Below are 18,560 nucleotides of genomic sequence, written 5' to 3'. Positions count from 1 at the left end.
GGTATGTTGCTGTAAATGTGCTATGCACATTTACAGCAACATACCATAAAAAAGGGTTTGAGCACCATCGGTGCGAAAACTCATGCACCAGGATGGCGAAGACTATGGGAATCAAACACTTTGTGAACATTTTTGCTGTTCATTTACAAACCTTCGTAAAAAGATTGTCAAGGCTTATCTCTTCCCAACAAAGATACTGATCTATGCATGCATGCTAAAATCAGCCATAATTCACTTTCTGATAGCACAATTCAGGTTATAAATTGTGGCAGGTATCTAACAAAGGTCGTTAATGACGTATTATATCATATAAATTCAATTTTGTGCTTAATGTTTACAGTTTTAGAATTTATTGAGTTTTGTTAGGGAACGGTCACTGCGTCCAAAGCAGGCCGTGAATGTGATTAGGAATGGCGCTACACGTTCAAAAAAAGGTAGAGAGTGCCTCCATGCTATCTCCTAATTTGGGTTCAAGACGGTTGGCCTGTCAATGATGACTGCACGCATAGCTTCTTTCTCCTTTATACTCTTCTCTATTCATTACAATGACCTTCATGATCGTGTTGTTTTTTTGTTTTATTTCACTGCGCCACCAGTGAGCCCGCGAACCAGATACCGTTGTGCGTAAATGCCAGATGCCACTGGTACAATGATAATCGTTGTCGCCAGTGCGGATACTTTTGCTAGAAATACTTCTTGATTGCTTGAAAAAACAGCAACCATAATTGGTAAAGTTGGCGCGTTCGCATAGGTGAGTGAGACAGCAAGGAACACTCAAGCGGTAGCTATGAAGACGCACCAGATCGTCCTGGAAAAGAGAGTGGTGTGTCACATCTTAACGAGCACCTGCTCTGTTGTCGCATTGAGATGAAAAACTGTCCCTATATCCCCCTTGTCTAATGCACTATTATAAGAGAATATTGCAAATATGCATGTATTGAACTATTTCCGTAATTACCAGAGATTTCTGGCATCTATAACTCTATACGTATCTGTATAAAAATACGCAGCTTTCATTCTGAAGGAGATTCATAATGAAAAAACCAGGCAAGATACTATCACTATTAATAGTAGTTCTGACAACTATCGCTACTTTTCTCATTGTCAGTCTCATACCAGCCCATGCTGATTCACCGACGCCACCGAGTGGGCATACCATCACATTTACGAACAACACGTCAGAAACCATCTGGGCTGCGGCTGCACCCAATGCAGGCTTTGCTACGCCTGCCAATGGTGGCTGGGTCATGGATCCCGGCTCAACCTATTCGCTGACGGTTGCCGATAACTGGCAGGGACGATTCTGGGGGCGCACCTATTGCTCGTTCGACGCGAGCGGCACGGGAAACTGTGAGACAGGAAGTTGTGGCACAGTGCTCCAGTGCAACGGTGCCACTGGCGTAGGACCTCAGACGCTGGCGGAGTTTACGCTCAGCGGGTGGGGCGGTAATGATTTCTATGATGTCAGTCATGTTGATGGCTTTAACGTCCCGATGACAATCACGCCGGTCGGCGGCGCACAGCCTGATCCTAACAATCCATACAGGTGCGGCGTTGCAGGCTGTGGAACCGATTTGAATCCCAACTGCCCGGCAGCCTTACAGGATACGGATGCCAGTGGACGCATCGTTGGCTGCAAAAGCGCCTGCGAGGTCTTTGGCACGGACCAATATTGCTGTGAGGGACCTTACGTTGGAGCAGCCTGCAATCCTACAACCTGGCCCGTTAATTATGCGGCCTACTTCAAGAGCCAATGTCCCAATGCATATAGCTACGCCTACGACGATGCAACCAGTACGTTTACCGATACTAATGCGAACTATGCTATAACATTTGGACCCGCTAATGGAGCTTCACCTCCAGCACCAATACCAGTACCAGTACGAGTACCAGTACCGACCACTCCGCCTGCTTTACCGCCATCGTCAGCAAGTAGCTCGGGATTTAACCAGGGTACGGATACTCCCAGTTCAACGCAAACGCTGTTCTGGTTCCAGCCCAATGGCTGGTCAGCCGATTATGTCATCGTGCACTATACTGACCCGAATCTGGGGCAGCAGAACGTTCAGATGACATATAACTCGAGCACCTCGCGCTGGGAGTATACAGCCAGCGGCATAGATTCAGGCCAGGGTGGCACCTACTCGTTTACCTTTAGTCAGAATGGTCAGCAGACCGATACAGGCTCAAATTCCTGGACACAGGGAAGTGGCAGCGCACCACCGCCACCGGTTGTTTCCGCCAGTTCATCCTCGTCGGGTCCGGGATACAATCAGGGCGCGGATACCTCCGGTGGAGGGCAAACGCTGTTCTGGTTCCAGCCCAATGGCTGGTCAGCCGATTATGTCATCGTGCACTATACTGACCCGAATCTAGGGCAGCAGAATGTCCAGATGACATATAACTCGGGCTCCTCGCGCTGGGAATACACGGCCAGCAGCATAGGTTCAGGCCAGGGTGGCACCTACTCGTTTACCTTTAGTCAGAATGGTCAGCAGACCGATACAGGCTCAAATTCCTGGACCCAACCCTGATCAATTGAAACGGCACTCATCAGTTCCTGCAAAGCTGCCAAGCGTTCACGGAAGATTCGTCGTTGTTGAGCCAGTGACATTGTTTCTCTTTTCATGTCTCGAGGGTGGAAATACTGGTGTAATTCTTCAAGTGCACGACAAAGGCGAGATGCTGATGCAAAATTTCCAAAACCATGCAGGGGTAATATCGCTGTTTGATGCCTCAATGATCTTGTTCTATGCGGTTGTTGAGGTACACGTTGGTCCGATGAGCCATCTCATTCCCCAGCGTTTCGCGTACTGCGCTATGATAGGAGCACAGCGGCCATGACGGGTATGAACTGATCAGCTAGGATGTTCCGCAAATTTTTGGAAAGGAACTTGATCCTATTTGCCCTACTGAAATGGTTCATAGTTGTGCTGGACGCTGTGCTTCGCTATACTCAGGCGTGCGCCCCAAGTTCCGACTCTGCCTATTTGCGGAACTGGCATGCTGGAGTGGTTATCGATGAAACGACAATGGGAACAGGATGTACTATCTTCCAGGTTCGCAACCATTCCCTCCACATTCCCGAACACGCCAGGCCAACCTCCCAGCAGGCTGCGATTGGTATGATTTCTGGATAGCGAAACGATTCGCAGAAGCGCAAACTGTGGAGGCGAACGCTCCATTAGAAATTCTTCCCCTGTTTGTACGCACGGGATCGATGGTATGATGCCAAGAAACGTCTCCGTATTGGAAAAAGGCGGGGAACTTATGCTGGTATGCCCATGACACGAACATTTTCTCTCCTCCTGGTCTCTGCGCAACAAGGAACAGGTGTGGATACCTCGACTGATTCATGGCACTGACGGCTTTGTGAGTGAGAACTTTTTGTTGCGGAAAGTTGCTCTCCTTGACTTCTCTGATTTTTTTGGTTATACTCGTCCCTGAATGCACGCGAAACGTTTCGTACTGTGTGAATAATGGGAAGAGAAGAAAAAGTGGTGCGGCACACAGTGCCCATTTTTTATAGAAAGGATGACATGCAAACAGGTAGTTATCTTTACATCCCGAAGTCCGCTTGTCGTTCAGATTGAGTTTTTGTATGCACGAACAGAGGACGGATCGTTTGTTCGTTATATAGAGCATAGATAATTGGATACGACCATGCAGAAGAAAGGAGAAGAGGATTTTTTGTTTTTAACCATGTGAGATCTGAGCATTTTTATACTCATAAACGCATCAGTGAGCGTTGCAGCTTAAGAAAGGATTCATCGATGCAACGTCAAAACATCCGTGGTATGTATATGAGAAGCGGTTTGGCGCTCTTCTTCCTCCTGGCTTTTTGTGGAGGAAGCCTCTTTATTATTTTCCCACAGGCGGCGCATGCTGCGGTCCAAGCGACCTATTATGTCTCTCCTACTGGTTCCGATAGCAACAGTGGCACCAGCATCAATTCTCCCTTTGCCACTATTGACCACGCCCGCCAGGTCGTAGAAACAGTCAATGGGAATATGAGCGGTGACATCGTAGTTTATCTGCTAGGGGGAATGTATACGCTCAACAATACAATCACGTTCACCCCAAAAGATTCCGGTACAAATGGACATCAGATATACTATGAAGCGTATTCTGGTCAAACGCCAGTGCTTAGTGGCGGTGCACAGGTAACGGGTTGGATGCAGTACAGTGGAAGCATCTATAAAGCCCATCTCAGCCGTACTGACAAATTGCGCAGTTTGTATGTTAATGACCGTCGAGCAATGATGACCTCAAAGACCATTACCAGCCAGGGTTGTTGGGGGACCTATTCTATCACGGCTGGTCAAGCCAGTTGGGCCTGGGTCAGTGGCTCCCAGGCTGATGGCCTCCAATTTAACCCTTCCGATTTCCCTCAGGTAAGTAGTAACATTAGCGATATCGAGATGAGTACGAGTAGCACCTGGAACCAGGTCATCGTGACGGTTCGAGGAACTACCACCAGTGGTGGTCATACTGTAGCCGAACTGCAACAGCCTTATGGGGCTATTGCTGAACAGGCTGGCTGGGGTGCTGGTTTCAATTGTGGAAGTGGCACACAAGTGACAGTCTATAATGCCTTCTCACTGCTCAACACACCGGGACAATTTTACTTTGATCGGGCAGCGCAAACCCTCTACTATGACGCATTGCCCGGACAGAATATGGCTACCGCGACCGTAATTGCGCCCAACGATAATCTGAACACCTTGCTCAGCGTCGAAGGAACCTCCACCAGTAATCGCGTGCAGAATCTGACCTTCTCTGGTCTGGACTTTGCATACAGCGACTGGAATCTGGAAAATGTTGGCGGATCATATGGGAAAGCTTCTGTCCAGGGAGACACCGTCTCAATTGCCTTTGCCCAGTCGAACTGGCATAACGATGTCTACCGTTCCATTGATACCATTCCTGCTGCGGTCATGGTGGACAGTAGCCAGAATATCACCTTTACCCGCAATACTTTTGCACACACTGGAGATGATGGGCTGGCAGAACGCAACGATGTGATCAATTCCCAAACTATTGGCAATTACTTTTACGATATCGGCGGGTCGGCCTTTTCCATTGACTATCCGCAGCATGTTTACATTGGAGATGGAGGCACCCACGAGAAATTTCCTCCGGGTGTTGAAGGTGACTGCATTAACGATGTATTTAAGGACAATGTAACACTCAATACAGCCGTGCTCTTCCTGGGCCATGCGGCAGTGGCAGCTTACTTTGTCAACAAGTTTGATTTTGAACATAATGTGATCCAGAATACGCCATACAATGGTCTTTCCATGGGGTGGGGCTGGCATAATTTCAATGGAGCCAGCGACTCCGTTTTTCCTGGACGCCCAACCACCGTTGCAGGAAACAACACTGTAGCGTATAACGACTTTTTCAATATGGTGCAGGCCTTAACGGATACCGGTGCCATCTATACCCTTGGAGCTCAACCAAACACCACACTTATCAATAATTACCTCAATGGTATTCCCAATCATGGGAAATCCGAAGGGGTCCATATGGATGAGGGATCAGCGGGTATCACGATGACAAATACTGTGATCAACGTCTCGTCCGGCACGTTGACCTACTCAGCCAACAACTGTTGTGAACAGACAAATTTGACAATCACGAACACCTATTCAACCAATGGGAACATCTATACTCCTATTGCAAGCAATAGCGTCGAGAATCTTCCCATGGTCTATCCAAGTGCGAATTGGCCCGCCGCTGCCCAGAGTATCATACAAAGTGCGGGTCTGGAAGCTGCTTATCAGAATGTGGGGACAACGCCAATCCCAAGCGTGACTCCCGTATCTACCTCAACGCCAACGCCAACTCCCAGTGTGACGCCAACGCCAACACCCGGTGTGACGCCAACGCCAACACCCGGTGTGACGCCAACACCAACGCCCGGTGTGACCCCCACGCCGATCCAAGGCGGCAGTGGTTGTAGCGTTCATTACGCGGTTACCAACCAGTGGCAAGGGGGCTTTGGGGCAAGTTTAACCATCACCAATACCAGCTCAACTGCCATCAATGGGTGGAGCCTGGTGTTCTCATTCCCCAATGGGCAAACGATCACCCAACTCTGGAACGGCACGGTGACGCAAAGTGGCAGTGTGGTTACCATTACCAACATCTCATATAACGGCTCCATTCCGGCGGGACAGTCGACCTCTTCCTCACCCGGCTTCAACGGAACCTGGAATGGGACTAACTCGCCACCAACCGCATTCACGTTGAATGGGGTGGCCTGTAGCGTCGTCTGATCCTAGAGGTAGGGCATCGCGTGCTTTCTTTCCTGAGTGTACGTGTGAGCACGCGATGGCTCCTTTTCAGGCGAGAGATACCAGATGATCCTGGGAGAGCTAAAGAAAAGGTATCTTGTTCACGCACGAAGCCAATCACGCAATGCTCCAAGTATGCGCGAACGAGCACTTTTAAAAGATGAAAGTGCAACTTTTGTGAAGAAAAATTGAACAATTATGCATTGATATTGCACGCTGCACGCATTATACTAGAATCATCATCCAGGAGAGGATGATCACCTCTTTTCGCTCATGAAGAACAGCTCAAGCATAGGGACGTGCCTTGCCAGCTTTCGTCACTATCCTCTAGCTGCTCTCAAGAGCCTGTATGTGTGTTTGTTGTCTGGTTCATGCAGTATCGCGAACTCGTCTCATTTACTTGGCACTATGCCAGACATTCGTCTCGGAGAAACGGGTCTAACAACACTGCTGTTTGTCCATGCTTGTGGAGAAAGATCTCTATGAGACGTTCTAGTTGAAAGGACACAAGGACGTGAAACAATCTCTCTTATACGCTCAACATTTGTGCTCCCGCAGGTGGAGACCCATGTTGGCACTCATTGCGGTTGTGACTATTATTGCCAGTGCGCTCAGCATTGCTAGCACACAGGCCCGGGCGGCAGGGTCGCTACCCTGTGACCTGTATGCATCTGGCGGTACGCCATGTGTTGCTGCCCATAGTACAGTGCGTGCCCTATTCAGCGCCTACAACGGGAACCTGTACCAGGTCAGACGTGCCTCAGATAACACCACGTTGAACATTGGCGTCCTGAGCGCGGGTGGCTATGCCAATGCAGCCGCGCAAGATTCGTTCTGCGCTGGCACGAGCTGCGTCATCACCATCATCTACGACCAGTCCGGGCGTGGCAACAATCTCACTCAAGCGCCCGCCGGTGGGGCTGCCCCCGGTCCTGATAACCTCGCGAACGCGAGCGCGCTACCATTGACAGTTAGCGGTCATCACGTCTACGGCGTCTATATACCTTCTGGCACCGGATACCGCGACAACTCCACCAATGGCATCGCAACCGGCGATAATGCAGAGGGCGAATACGCGATCTTCGACGGCACGCACTACAACGGTGGATGTTGCTTCGACTACGGCAATGCCGAGACCAACAGCCGTGACGACGGCAACGGCACCATGGAAGCCATCTACTTCGGAAATATCAGAGTGTGGGGCTACGGTTCTGGCAATGGCCCCTGGGTCATGGCGGACCTCGAAAACGGTCTTTTTTCCGGAGTAAACGTTGGTTTCAACAGTGGCGATCAGAGCATCACTTCTCACTACGTCACCGCAATGGTGAACGGCGGACCCAATCAATGGGCGATCAAAGCGGGCAATGCGCAATCGGGTAGCCTGACCACGATGTACAGTGGACCACGTCCCAATGCCTCGGGGTACAACCCCATGCACAAGCAGGGAGCGATTATCCTGGGCACTGGCGGCGACAACAGCGATGGTGCAGACGGTTCCTTCTTCGAAGGTGCGATGACTTCCGGCTACCCATCGGATGCGACCGAAAACGCAGTGCAGGCCAATATTGTTGCAGCTGGTTATGGCAACAGTACTCCACCACCGCCAACGCCGACGCCAACACAGGGAGCTACTCCAACGCCGACGCCAACACAGGGAGCTACTCCAACTCCAACGCCGACATCTACACCTGTCTCAGGTGCCAGTTGTAGCGTGCATTACGCGGTCACCAATCAGTGGCAGGGAGGTTTTGGGGCAAGCCTGACCATCACCAATACCAGCTCAACTGCCATCAATGGCTGGAGCCTGAAGTTTTCGTTTCCCAATGGACAGACGATCACCCAACTCTGGAACGGCACGGTGACGCAAAGTGGCAGTGCGGTCACCATTAGCAACGTCTCCTACAATGGGTCAATTCCTGCCGGGGGAACCCTGAATTCAGCTCCTGGCTTTAACGGCTCGTGGGCAGGGAGTAATGGCTCACCCACTGCCTTTACCTTGAATGGAGCCACCTGTAGTGTTGTTTGATGTGGATGCCAGTTCAAGGTGAGGAGACTGCAAGATCACCCTTCTTGCTTCTTGAAAGTTTCAGAAGCAAGAAGGAGGCATCTTTCATTGTTATAATGCCTCTTCTAAAGAAGGAAAAGGAACATGATGAAACAGCATCATCGACGACGCCCTGTCGTATTCTCTGTACTGATTGGCATCGCATTGCTCAGTGTCGTAATCAATGTCAGCTTCTTCCAACAACGCGCCTCTGCGGCATCTGCTGTCACCATCAATGGAGCAACTACCTATCAAACGATGGATGGTTTTGGATTTTCAGAAGCGTTTGGACAGGCCGGGAGTTTGCAAAATCTGTCCTCTAGTGAGCAGAAGCAGATTCTGGATTTGCTCTACAGTCCGACCACCGGTGCAGGCTTCACCATTTTGCGCAATCTGCTTCCTTCCGCCTCTGGGAGTACTATCGAACCCAACAGTCCTGGAAATCCAGGTGCGACGCCGACATATCGGTGGGATGGCAGTAGTGAGGGGCAGATCTGGATGTCTCAACAGGCGAAAAATTATGGGGTCACGCAGTTGTATGGGGATGCATGGAGTGCTCCTGGTTATATGAAAACCAACGGGAACGAGGCGAATGGTGGCACGCTCTGCGGCGCTCCTGGAGCATCTTCCTGTAGCACTGGTGATTGGCGACAAGCCTATGCCAACTACCTGGTTCAGTATGCTAAAGATTACCAGAGTGCTGGCGTCCCCCTTACAGAGCTCGGAGCCTTCAACGAACTCAATTATACGACGAACTATTCCAGCATGATCATGAATCCCACGCAAGCGGCTGACTTTATTGGGACTTTGGGATCAGCCGTCCGGGGAGCGGGGCTGAGTCCAAAGATTGTGTGTTGTGATGTGCTTGGTTGGAGCTCGGCGCAAAGCTACGCCACCGGACTCGAAAATAACGCTGCCGCCAATTCTTCATTCAGCATCTTCTCCAGCCACGGGTATGCCGGTGGACCGACCTTCCCGATTACTGGATTAGGTAGCCACCATGCCTGGGAGACAGAGTGGTCCACATTTGACAATTTTGATTCGGCTTGGGACGATGGCAGTGACGCTTCCGGTTTGACCTGGGCACAGAACATTTCCACTGGTCTGACCTCGGCTAATCTGAGCGCGTTTCTTTACTGGTGGGGCGCTTCTAATGGCACCGATAACGAGCAACTGGTCCAGTTCAACGGGACAACAGTTGTTCCAACAGGCCGTTTGTGGGCTTTTGCCAACTACAGCCGCTTTATTCGTCCCGGCGCTGTCCGCATTGGAGCCAGTTCGGGAGACAATAACCTACAAGTGAGTGCGTACAAGAATACCAATGGAACAACATCCATTGTGGTACTCAACACCGCCAACAACGCAATTACGGCCTCCTATTCCTTGCAAAACCTGGGAGTGGCAAATGGCACAACGGTGACGCCCTATCTGACCAATAATTCCAGTCATACGGCTCAGCAAGCATCTACCTCTGTCAATGGTGGTTCCTTCAGCACAACCATTCCTGCTCGCTCACTGGTCACCTATGTGCTCAGTGGTACTGGCGGAACCACGCCAACGCCGACGCCAACCCAGGGAGCTACCCCGACGCCAACGCCAACCCAGGGAGTTACCCCGACGCCAACACCGACATCTACACCTGTCTCAGGTGCCAGTTGTAGTGTGCATTACGCGGTCACCAATCAGTGGCAGGGAGGCTTTGGGGCAAGTCTGACGATCACCAATACCGGTTCAACAGCCATTAATGGCTGGAGCCTGAAGTTTTCGTTTCCCAATGGGCAAACGATCACCCAACTCTGGAACGGCACAGTAACGCAAAGTGGCAGTGCGGTCACCATTAGCAATGACTCCTACAATGGCTCTATTCCCGCGGGGGGAACCTTGAACTCGCCTCCTGGCTTTAACGGCTCGTGGGCAGGAAGTAATGGCTCACCGACCGCCTTCACCTTGAATGGGGCGGCTTGTAGCGTCGTCTAATCGTTTTTCTCGGTCATCGCGTGCTCAGGGAGGGAGAGCACGCGATGGCTTTTCAAAGGCGTCCAGAATTGCAGACCCAACGTTGAGGCTTGACTCTTATACACAAATCCTTGACTCTTATACACAAATCATGGAGAAGGAAATTGGGCAGCGTTCTCTTATCCATCCGAAAGCAATCTAGCGATCTGGTTGCTTTTTACCACTAGTTAAATAATTTCAAAAAAAGGTATTGTTTCATGAAGAAACACCCTTTATCGTGGCTACACCTTTTGGGTATCAAAGGAGCTATTGTTTCATGAAGAAACACCCTTCATCGTGGCTACACCTTTTGGGTATCAAAAGCACGATTCCCATAATCATAATAGCCGTGCTGGTCGTATCTCTCCCAATATGGACTAGTATTGCGCAAGCTTCCACAGATACAACTGCGTGGCAGAACGGACAGCTTGCTATGGATACTCCAGGCATCGTGCAGCGCTCAAACGTTATTTTGCAAGCGCCCAACCTCCAGCCAGATCAGTCTATGCCTCTTGGCAATGGGGTGTTGGGCGCAGCCGCATGGAGCGCCAATGGGTTGACCGTCCAGTTGAATCGCACAGACACCTTCCCCGACCGGAAGGCAGTTGGTCAGGTCGTCCTTTCTAGCTTAACAAACATGAGCGGGGCCAGCAACTATGTAGGTATGGTCAACTTGTACGATGGTATGTTTGTTGAACATGGCAACGGTATCACTGCACGTAGCTATGTTCGCGCAGATAAAGATGAACTTGTCGTCGATGTCACGGGCGCAAATCCGACGCAGACGCAGACCGTCCAGGTCCATCTCTGGTCAGGACGTAGCCCGAGCACTGCCGCAAGTGGCTCGCTAGCCACATTGGCTGAGACATGGGTCGATAACGGTGGCCCCGGGTCATCCGGTCGCACCTTTGGAACCCTGGCTGCCTTAACCGCGAACGGTCAGAATGTGCAGGCCAGCGTGGTCAATTCGGAGACCGTACAAGTCACCTTCAAGCCGAATGCTGATGGCACATTTCGCGTGATTGCTGGCGCACCAGCCTGGACCGGTGGTAATGCCATGTCAACAGCACAAAGCTTTTTAAGCAACGATGCACAACAGAGTTCCTCCTCGTTACAAAGTGCTCATTTGAGCTGGTGGCACAATTATTGGAGCCAGGTTGGCCTGATGAAACTTTCCTCTCCAGACAACGCGGCCCAATACTTTGAAAACGTTCGGATGGTCAATCTCTACACAGCCGCAGCAGAGAGTCGTGGGCAGTTCCCCGGTTCGCAAGCTGGCGTTGGTGACCTGTTTTCGTACTCGCAAGATTCGCATCAGTGGGTGCCATCTGATTACTGGGAATGGAATCTGCGCATGCAGGTGGATGCAAACATGGGGGCTGGAGCTTTCGCGCTCAATACTCCTTACTTCCAACTGTACAGCCAGAATCTCTCGAATATCGAAACCTGGACCAACCAGCACATGGGAGGACACGCCGGAGCCTGTATTCCCGAAACGATGCGCTTCAATGGGAATGGCTATTACGGTGTTGGGACAGGGTATGGAGCCTCCAATGCCTCGTGCGATTCGACTATCAGTCCTTCGTTCAATGCACGCACCTTAACATCGGGTTCTGAGGTCGCGTTGTGGATCTGGCAACAATATCTCTACACCGGAGATCTGACGTTCCTGAGCACCAACTATCCGGTCATGTCAGCCGCTGCACAGTTTCTTCTCTCGTATGCTTCGATGGGATCGGATGGTTATCTGCACACCAAGCCCTCGAATGCACATGAGACGCAATGGGATGTTAATGATCCGACGACAGATATCGCGGCGATGCAGGCGCTTTTCCCTGCTGTTGTCAAGGCAGCGACGATCCTCAATCGTGATTCATCTCTCGTTTCCCAGTTGCAGGCGGCGCTTCCCCACATTCTCTCTTATCCTCGAACAGACACCGCAACGCAACAACAATTGCTCTCACCCAGTGCTGATGCAGCAGGCAATGATATGATTGCGCCGTCCTATCAACCAGCAGCATCTCGGCATAATGTTGAGAATCTGGGCTTAGAGCCTGTCTGGCCGTATGGGTTGATTGGTGACAATAGCTCCTTAACCAGTCTGGCGGTCAGATCCTACAACAGTCGCAGTACCAGGACCTCACCGGATTGGAGTTTGGACCCGTTACAGGCCGCACGCCTGGGCTTATCCAGCGAAGTTGCCTCGACGCTAGCCACCCTTGTCAAAACATATCAAGTGCTCCCATCAGGTCTGGCTCTCTGGTCGACAAGCAATACGCAGGAGCCTTATGTAGAACAGGGAGGGGTTCTTGCGGCAACGTTGCAAGAAGCGCTGGTGCAGGACTACGATGATCTCCTGCGTATCACCCCAGCGTGGCCATCGACATGGGATGCCGATGGAGTGGTCTATATCCATGGCAATAGCAAGGTCTCGGTGCAATATCATCATGGATCATTGATTACGGTAGGCATTCAGGCAGGCTCAACTACAAATCAGTCGATCCGCAATCCCTGGTCTGGCCAGAGTGTGGAAGTTATGGACAATACAAGTGGGAATGTGGTGGTTGCGCCAACAACGGCTGGCACGTTTACTATCCCACTGCAAGCCAATCACTCGTACCTGGTCGAGCAGACGAATACGTTGAACTCATCTTTACCGTTTGCGTCGGTCTCTGGTCAGGCGGCCACATCATATAAAGCACTCGGTTCGGCGACAATCGGTCTACCCGGCTCAGGAGTGGTACCGACACCAACGCCAACGCCCACAGTAGGTACGACGCCGACGCCGACTCCCACAGTAGGTACGACGCCAACGCCAACGCCCACAGTAGGTACGACGCCGACGCCAACGCCCACGAGTGTGATCACTGGGCAAGCCTGCTCAGTGCACTACGCGATCACGAGCCAGTGGGCTGGCGGCTTTGGGGCCAGCGTGACGATCAACAATACAGGAACCACCACGATCAATGGATGGACCCTGACCTGGACCTTTGCCAATGGGCAAACGATCACCCAAATTTGGAATGGCACTCCTACCCAGTCCGGGGCATCGGTCTCGGTGACCGATGTTTCCTACAATGCCACGATCTCATCTGGAAGCAATGCTAACTTTGGCTTTAATGGTGCCTGGAGCGGGAGTAATACGAATCCCACCTTGTTCACACTGAATGGTGTACCTTGTAGCATCTCCTAATGCTCAATCCTCTTCAAGTACCCCACGTAAGATGGTTCGCACCGTCTTACGTGGGCATGGGCACCTGAAGGTTATTAACCGTTGTACGATTTTTGATAAAAGTCATGCAAAGCAGGGCCTGTATGTGACCCTGGTATGAACGAGATGGAGACTTTTTATGCAAAAAAAATCAGACCAAGGCGTTTTTATCCATCGTATCCGATATTACTGTGCTCTCCCTATCTTGCTCATCTTCATTTTTTCGTCAGTGCTGATGTTTGCCAATGCAAACAGCGTACATGCCAGCGTGGTGCGCCCTCTGGAGAACAATGGCCTGGCTCAAACACCCTTGATGGGCTGGAGCAGTTGGAGTAGCATTCGCAATAACCCATCCGAAGCGGCGATCAAGACCCAGGCCCAGGCGATGGCGAGCACACTCAAGTCGTATGGGTATACCTATATCAACCTGGACGATTTCTGGTACCTCAATCCCACCACAACCGTGGATCAATATGGTCGCTGGGCCACGGACACGAGCCGCTTTCCCGATGGCATTGCAGCCACAGCCAGCTATATGCATAATCTAGGCCTGAAATTTGGTATCTACCTGACTCCAGGCATTCCAGTCGCTGCTGTCAATCAGAATACGCCGATCCAGGGAACCAGCTATCACGCGGCTGATATTGCTGATACAAGCAGGCACGAGGTCAATTACAATTATGGCAACAGCGCGATGTACTACATTAATTACAGCAAACCAGGAGCACAGGCATTTATTAACTCATGGGCCAACGAGTTAGCATCCTGGGGGGTTGATTTTCTCAAGATAGATGGAGTGGGTGACGCGGACATTTCTGATATCCAGGCGTGGTCAACCGCCTTGAAACAGTCAGGACGCAATATTTACTTCAGCCTCTCGAATAACCTGGATGTCAATAACGTGAGCATCTGGCAACAGAATACCAACGGCTGGCGCATTGATGGGGATGTCGAGTGCTATTGTTCCACGCTCGTAACCTGGAATAGTGTTTTGTCCCGCTTTAATGACGCACCGCGATGGGTGGGAGATGGGAAGCCTGGGGGATGGAATGACCTTGATTCGTTGGATGTGGGCAATGGCTCACGGGATGGTCTGAGCAACGACGAGCGCCAGACATATATGACCCTCTGGTCTATCGAGTCTGCGCCTCTCTCGATTGGAGATAATCTCACCTCATTGGACAGCTATGGTCTTTCGTTGCTTACCAATACTGAGGTCATCGCAGTTGATCAGGCAGGTCACCAGGCGCATCCGATCTCTCAAGCGAGTTCGCAGCAGGTCTGGTTTGCCGATAATGGCGATGGTTCCTATACAGTAGGACTGTTCAATCTGGGCGGTTCAACGGCGACGGTGAGCGTCAATTGGAGTAGCCTTGGTTTCAGTGGACCGGCCAGCGTGCGCGATCTCTGGAGCCATACGAATCTGGGCACAATAACGAACAGTTTCAGTGCGACGCTCAATGCGCATGCCTCCCGATTGCTGAAAGTCACGCCCGGTTCGGCTGTGACGCCAACACCAACGCCAACTGTCATGCCTACGACAACACCAACCGTGACACCTACGACAACGCCAGTGACAGGAGGACAAGCTTGCTCAGTAAACTACGCGATCACCAATCAGTGGGCTGGCGGCTTTGGGACCAGCGTGACGATCAACAATACAGGAACCACCACGATCAATGGATGGACCCTGACCTGGACCTTTGCCAATGGGCAAACGATCACCCAACTTTGGAATGGCACTCCTACCCAGTCCGGGGCATCGGTCTCGGTGACCAATGTTTCCTACAATGCCACGATCTCTCCTGGAAGCAATACTAACTTTGGCTTTAATGGTGCCTGGAATGGCAGCAACGCGGTACCCACATCTTTTGCTCTCAACGGGAAGACGTGTACAACGGTGTAAGCAAGCCGGACGCTGAAGCGAGGTTGATATCAACAACAGCGCCACAGCGTCCTATTCCCCAGAAAAAGAATTATCTCTAACAGAGAAGAAGAGCACGCTCTTCATACTCAAAGGCACATAGATGATGCCTGATTAACAAGGAGGAGCAATGGCATGTTTAATTCACGCACGATGCGACTGAGTTGTATATTTAGTGCGTTACTTATGGTAGCTGCGATTGTCGCGCTACTTGGAACGACGCAGGCAGGAAATATGCCTGCTGCTCAGGCAGCGAGTAACACCAATCAGTTCCACGGAGTGAACTGGGCAAACCCGAATGACAACTTTATCACTGGCAACCTCGTCCCGGTGGGTCTGTCAGCATCAGATAGTTACGCGACCACATACACGAAGGCGACCGCGATCCTGAAGGGATTCCAGAGTCTGGGGGCCAACACGGTGCGGTTGCCGTTCAACGCGGCAACCACGTCAGGATCCTGGTGGGGCAGCTACACGGCAGCGTGGGATGCCGCCTCGGCGCTGGGCATGAATGTCGTCGTCGCGCCGTGGCTACAGGGCGGCACCGTCAGCGATACCACATCGTTCTACACTATGTGGGACACCGTGATCAACAAGTACAGCGGGAACAGCAACTTCTACTTCGATATCATGAACGAGCCTTATGCCTATAGTGCCACAAATCTGACCAACTTCGAGGCCGCCTGGCTGGCACGCTATCCTGGCTTGCCTCGTGGTCGGGTAATCGTTCCAGGTCTGTACTCTGACACCAACCTGTGCGCGGTGGGTGCTGACTCGCGCCTGAGCGGGACCCTGTTATCGATCCATATCTATGGTATGTTTGGTGACTCGCACACCACCGAGGCAGGTTGGGTCACCGACTTCCAGAACGCACTCTGTGGTTACGCCAGCCGCGCAGTGCTGACTGAGTTCGGTGTCCCGATGAATACTGGCGTTAACTACGATGGTCCCAGGGATGGGAACAACGATCTGTCGTACCTGTATGGGATCACTGATACCGTACGCAGCCTGGGCATGGGTTCGATCCTGTGGACTGGCGTCAAGCAAGCTACACAAACGAGTGGCCCTGGCCCTTGTGAGAACGCATCGTGTGCGATCACGTCACTCAATGGCAGTGGTACCAATCTCTCACTGAGCATCACCAACCAGTCCGGTCTCGATCGGCTCCAGTACGGCTGGGGTGGCGTAACATCAACGCCAACGCCAACGCCAACACCGACGGTGACGCCAACACCAACACCGGTTTCTGGTGCGAAGTGTTCTGTGCATTACGCGGTAACTAGCCAGTGGCCTGGGGGATTTGGTGGTACCCTGACCATCACAAACACGGGAAGCACGGCTATTAATGGTTGGAGTTTGCAATTCTCGTTCGCCAACGGGCAGACGATTACGCAAGGTTGGAATGGGACCTTCTCCCAATTAGGCAGTTCTGTTACGATTGTCAATGTCTCCTATAATGCATCCATTGCTCCTGGAGCTTCTGTCAGTCCAGGCTATAATGCATCCTGGAACGGGACCAACACCAATCCCACTGCGTTTACGCTTAATGGACAGCCTTGTAGTGTGATTTAAAAAAGAGCGCTCTAAGGATAGGTGGTAGTGAAATGTTGGGTCATGTCTTGCAGGCTCTTTCTTAAAAAGGAGTCCGCAAGACATGATGAAAGTCAATTTAACAGTACCATCGGTGTCGATTAAAACTTGGAATTGACCCGATTTTGGAGGGGCTCAAATAGAGAATTTGAGTCACTGAGGTGTAAATTTTGGAATTTCGTGAGCGGATCATTGCAAGTTTCCCATTCTTCTGCTTGATGAAGCAGGCAAGCCGAACAAGCCCTACCTCACGGCTATCGAAGATGATTACAGTCGGATGATTGTCGGCTATCGGTTCAGTTTTCCGACACTACACACTAAAAAGGGCGCAGGTGCGCATGCGCCTGCCAGCAGGTCAAACAGTAAGATCCCGATGGTACTGGGAGTCCGACACATTCTTAGCATACATGCTCCGTAGAAGGAGAAAGGCATCATGCAATAAACACGGCTATGCATTCCCTTGATCCAGACCCAGGCCGCGCTTAATCTCAACGAAGCTCATAATATTCTCACGGCTGATCGATCCTACCAACCGACCCTCCTGCACCACTGGTAACTGATTAAGATCCTGGCGAACCATCAGAGGTAAAACATCATTGAGGCTTTGTTCTGCAGTAACGGCATGCAAACGCTCCATTGGCACCATCACCATGCCTACTGGCGTCTGGTTCCATTGTTCACGGGGGACATGGCGGATATCACTGAGTGCGATCAAACCAGCTAGATGATCCTGCTGCATAATAAAAACGCTGCGCCAACCATGGGGCAGCAAAAATTCATCCACTAATTTTTGTACGGAGATATTGGCAGGTGCCATGGCAGGACTATGATTCATGACATCACCTACAAGCACTCCTTTGAACATCGTCTCTAACATACTCTGTGTGTTGGCCGTGGCCGCTCCACTCAGTAAAAACCAACCAATAAAACCTATCCATAAGCCATCCAGAAAATTGCCACGAAAGAAGGCTAGCAGGCCAATAAATATAAAAAAGTATGCAATCAATTGTCCTACCTGAGTAGCAATCCGCGTAGCGGCGCGTACACTTCCACTCAACTTCCAGATGATTGAGTGCAATACCCGACCTCCATCCAATGGAAAGCCTGGAATAAGGTTAAAGACCCCCAGGAAAACATTGGCCAGAGCTAGATAACCAAGGATAGCGCTCAGAGGAGATGCTTTGTCTCCCATGATCAATAGTAGCAGCCAGGACAGTCCGCCCAGGGCCAGACTTATCAGGGGTCCCACCATTGCCATCTGAAACTCAATATCTGGTGCCGAAGGCTCCTGTTCAATATTAGAGACCCCGCCAAAGAGAAACAGCGTAATACTGTTAACATGTAGACCACGCGCACGCGCCACCAGGGCATGTGCCCATACGCGTTAACTTACCGTACCTGAACAATTGAAAAGAAGAGACTCATCCAAACCAAACTGGCGGCAGAGCATACGGCGAATAGCACTCTCTTGATGCTCTCGCTGCTTGCGACGACTGC

Annotated in this window: 10 protein-coding genes and 1 pseudogene; 9 read left to right on the top strand and 2 right to left on the bottom strand. The window is 51.2% G+C overall.

Annotated elements, in window-relative coordinates:
- Positions 1–1,034 precede the first annotated feature (1,034 nt).
- A complete protein-coding gene (locus F1593_RS18930; protein WP_149403129.1) occupies positions 1,035–2,534 on the top strand; it encodes a thaumatin family protein in 1,500 nt (499 codons plus the stop codon).
- Here F1593_RS18930 and F1593_RS30150 read toward each other — a convergent pair.
- A pseudogene (locus tag F1593_RS30150) lies at positions 2,492–2,829 on the bottom strand (DDE-type integrase/transposase/recombinase); the annotation flags it as partial. The gene F1593_RS18930 and the pseudogene F1593_RS30150 overlap by 43 nt on opposite strands.
- A 101-nt stretch (positions 2,830–2,930) precedes the next feature.
- Between F1593_RS30150 and F1593_RS28465 the strand changes: the two are divergent.
- From F1593_RS28465 to F1593_RS29365, 8 genes are all read left to right on the top strand, one after another.
- Complete coding sequence (locus tag F1593_RS28465) at positions 2,931–3,140, top strand: hypothetical protein (RefSeq protein WP_172632249.1); 210 nt, start codon at positions 2,931–2,933, stop codon at positions 3,138–3,140.
- Positions 3,137–3,229, top strand: coding sequence for a hypothetical protein (locus tag F1593_RS29890; RefSeq protein WP_371873880.1), 93 nt, complete (start codon positions 3,137–3,139; stop codon positions 3,227–3,229). Before F1593_RS28465 ends, F1593_RS29890 begins: the two co-directional genes overlap by 4 nt.
- Before the next feature lie 544 nt (positions 3,230–3,773).
- Complete coding sequence (locus F1593_RS18920; protein WP_235932629.1) at positions 3,774–6,281, top strand: cellulose-binding domain-containing protein; 2,508 nt, start codon at positions 3,774–3,776, stop codon at positions 6,279–6,281.
- Between the two features lie 586 nt (positions 6,282–6,867).
- Entirely contained in the window at positions 6,868–8,325 is a 1,458-nt protein-coding gene (locus F1593_RS29375) for an arabinofuranosidase catalytic domain-containing protein (protein WP_149403127.1), read from the top strand.
- A 123-nt stretch (positions 8,326–8,448) separates the two neighbouring features.
- Positions 8,449–10,320: a cellulose binding domain-containing protein gene (locus F1593_RS29370; RefSeq protein ID WP_235932628.1), complete on the top strand. Its 1,872-nt coding sequence runs from the start codon at positions 8,449–8,451 to the stop codon at positions 10,318–10,320.
- A gap of 295 nt (positions 10,321–10,615) precedes the next feature.
- Positions 10,616–13,531, top strand: coding sequence for a cellulose-binding domain-containing protein (locus tag F1593_RS29030; RefSeq protein WP_235932627.1), 2,916 nt, complete (start codon positions 10,616–10,618; stop codon positions 13,529–13,531).
- Positions 13,532–13,688: 157 nt separating this feature from the next.
- Positions 13,689–15,455, top strand: a complete 1,767-nt coding sequence (locus tag F1593_RS18900) for a cellulose binding domain-containing protein (RefSeq protein WP_149403126.1) — start codon at positions 13,689–13,691, stop codon at positions 15,453–15,455.
- 153 nt (positions 15,456–15,608) lie between these two features.
- Complete coding sequence (locus tag F1593_RS29365; protein ID WP_149403125.1) at positions 15,609–17,045, top strand: cellulose binding domain-containing protein; 1,437 nt, start codon at positions 15,609–15,611, stop codon at positions 17,043–17,045.
- 466 nt (positions 17,046–17,511) lie between these two features.
- On the opposite strand, the gene F1593_RS18890 is transcribed toward F1593_RS29365, so the two are convergent.
- Positions 17,512–18,426: a CBS domain-containing protein gene (locus tag F1593_RS18890; protein ID WP_149403124.1), complete on the bottom strand. Its 915-nt coding sequence runs from the start codon at positions 18,424–18,426 to the stop codon at positions 17,512–17,514.
- Positions 18,427–18,560 lie beyond the last annotated feature (134 nt).

Source organism: Dictyobacter arantiisoli (assembly GCF_008326305.1).
Classification (GTDB): domain Bacteria; phylum Chloroflexota; class Ktedonobacteria; order Ktedonobacterales; family Ktedonobacteraceae; genus Dictyobacter; species Dictyobacter arantiisoli.
This window is presented reverse-complemented; position numbering and strand designations above follow the sequence as displayed.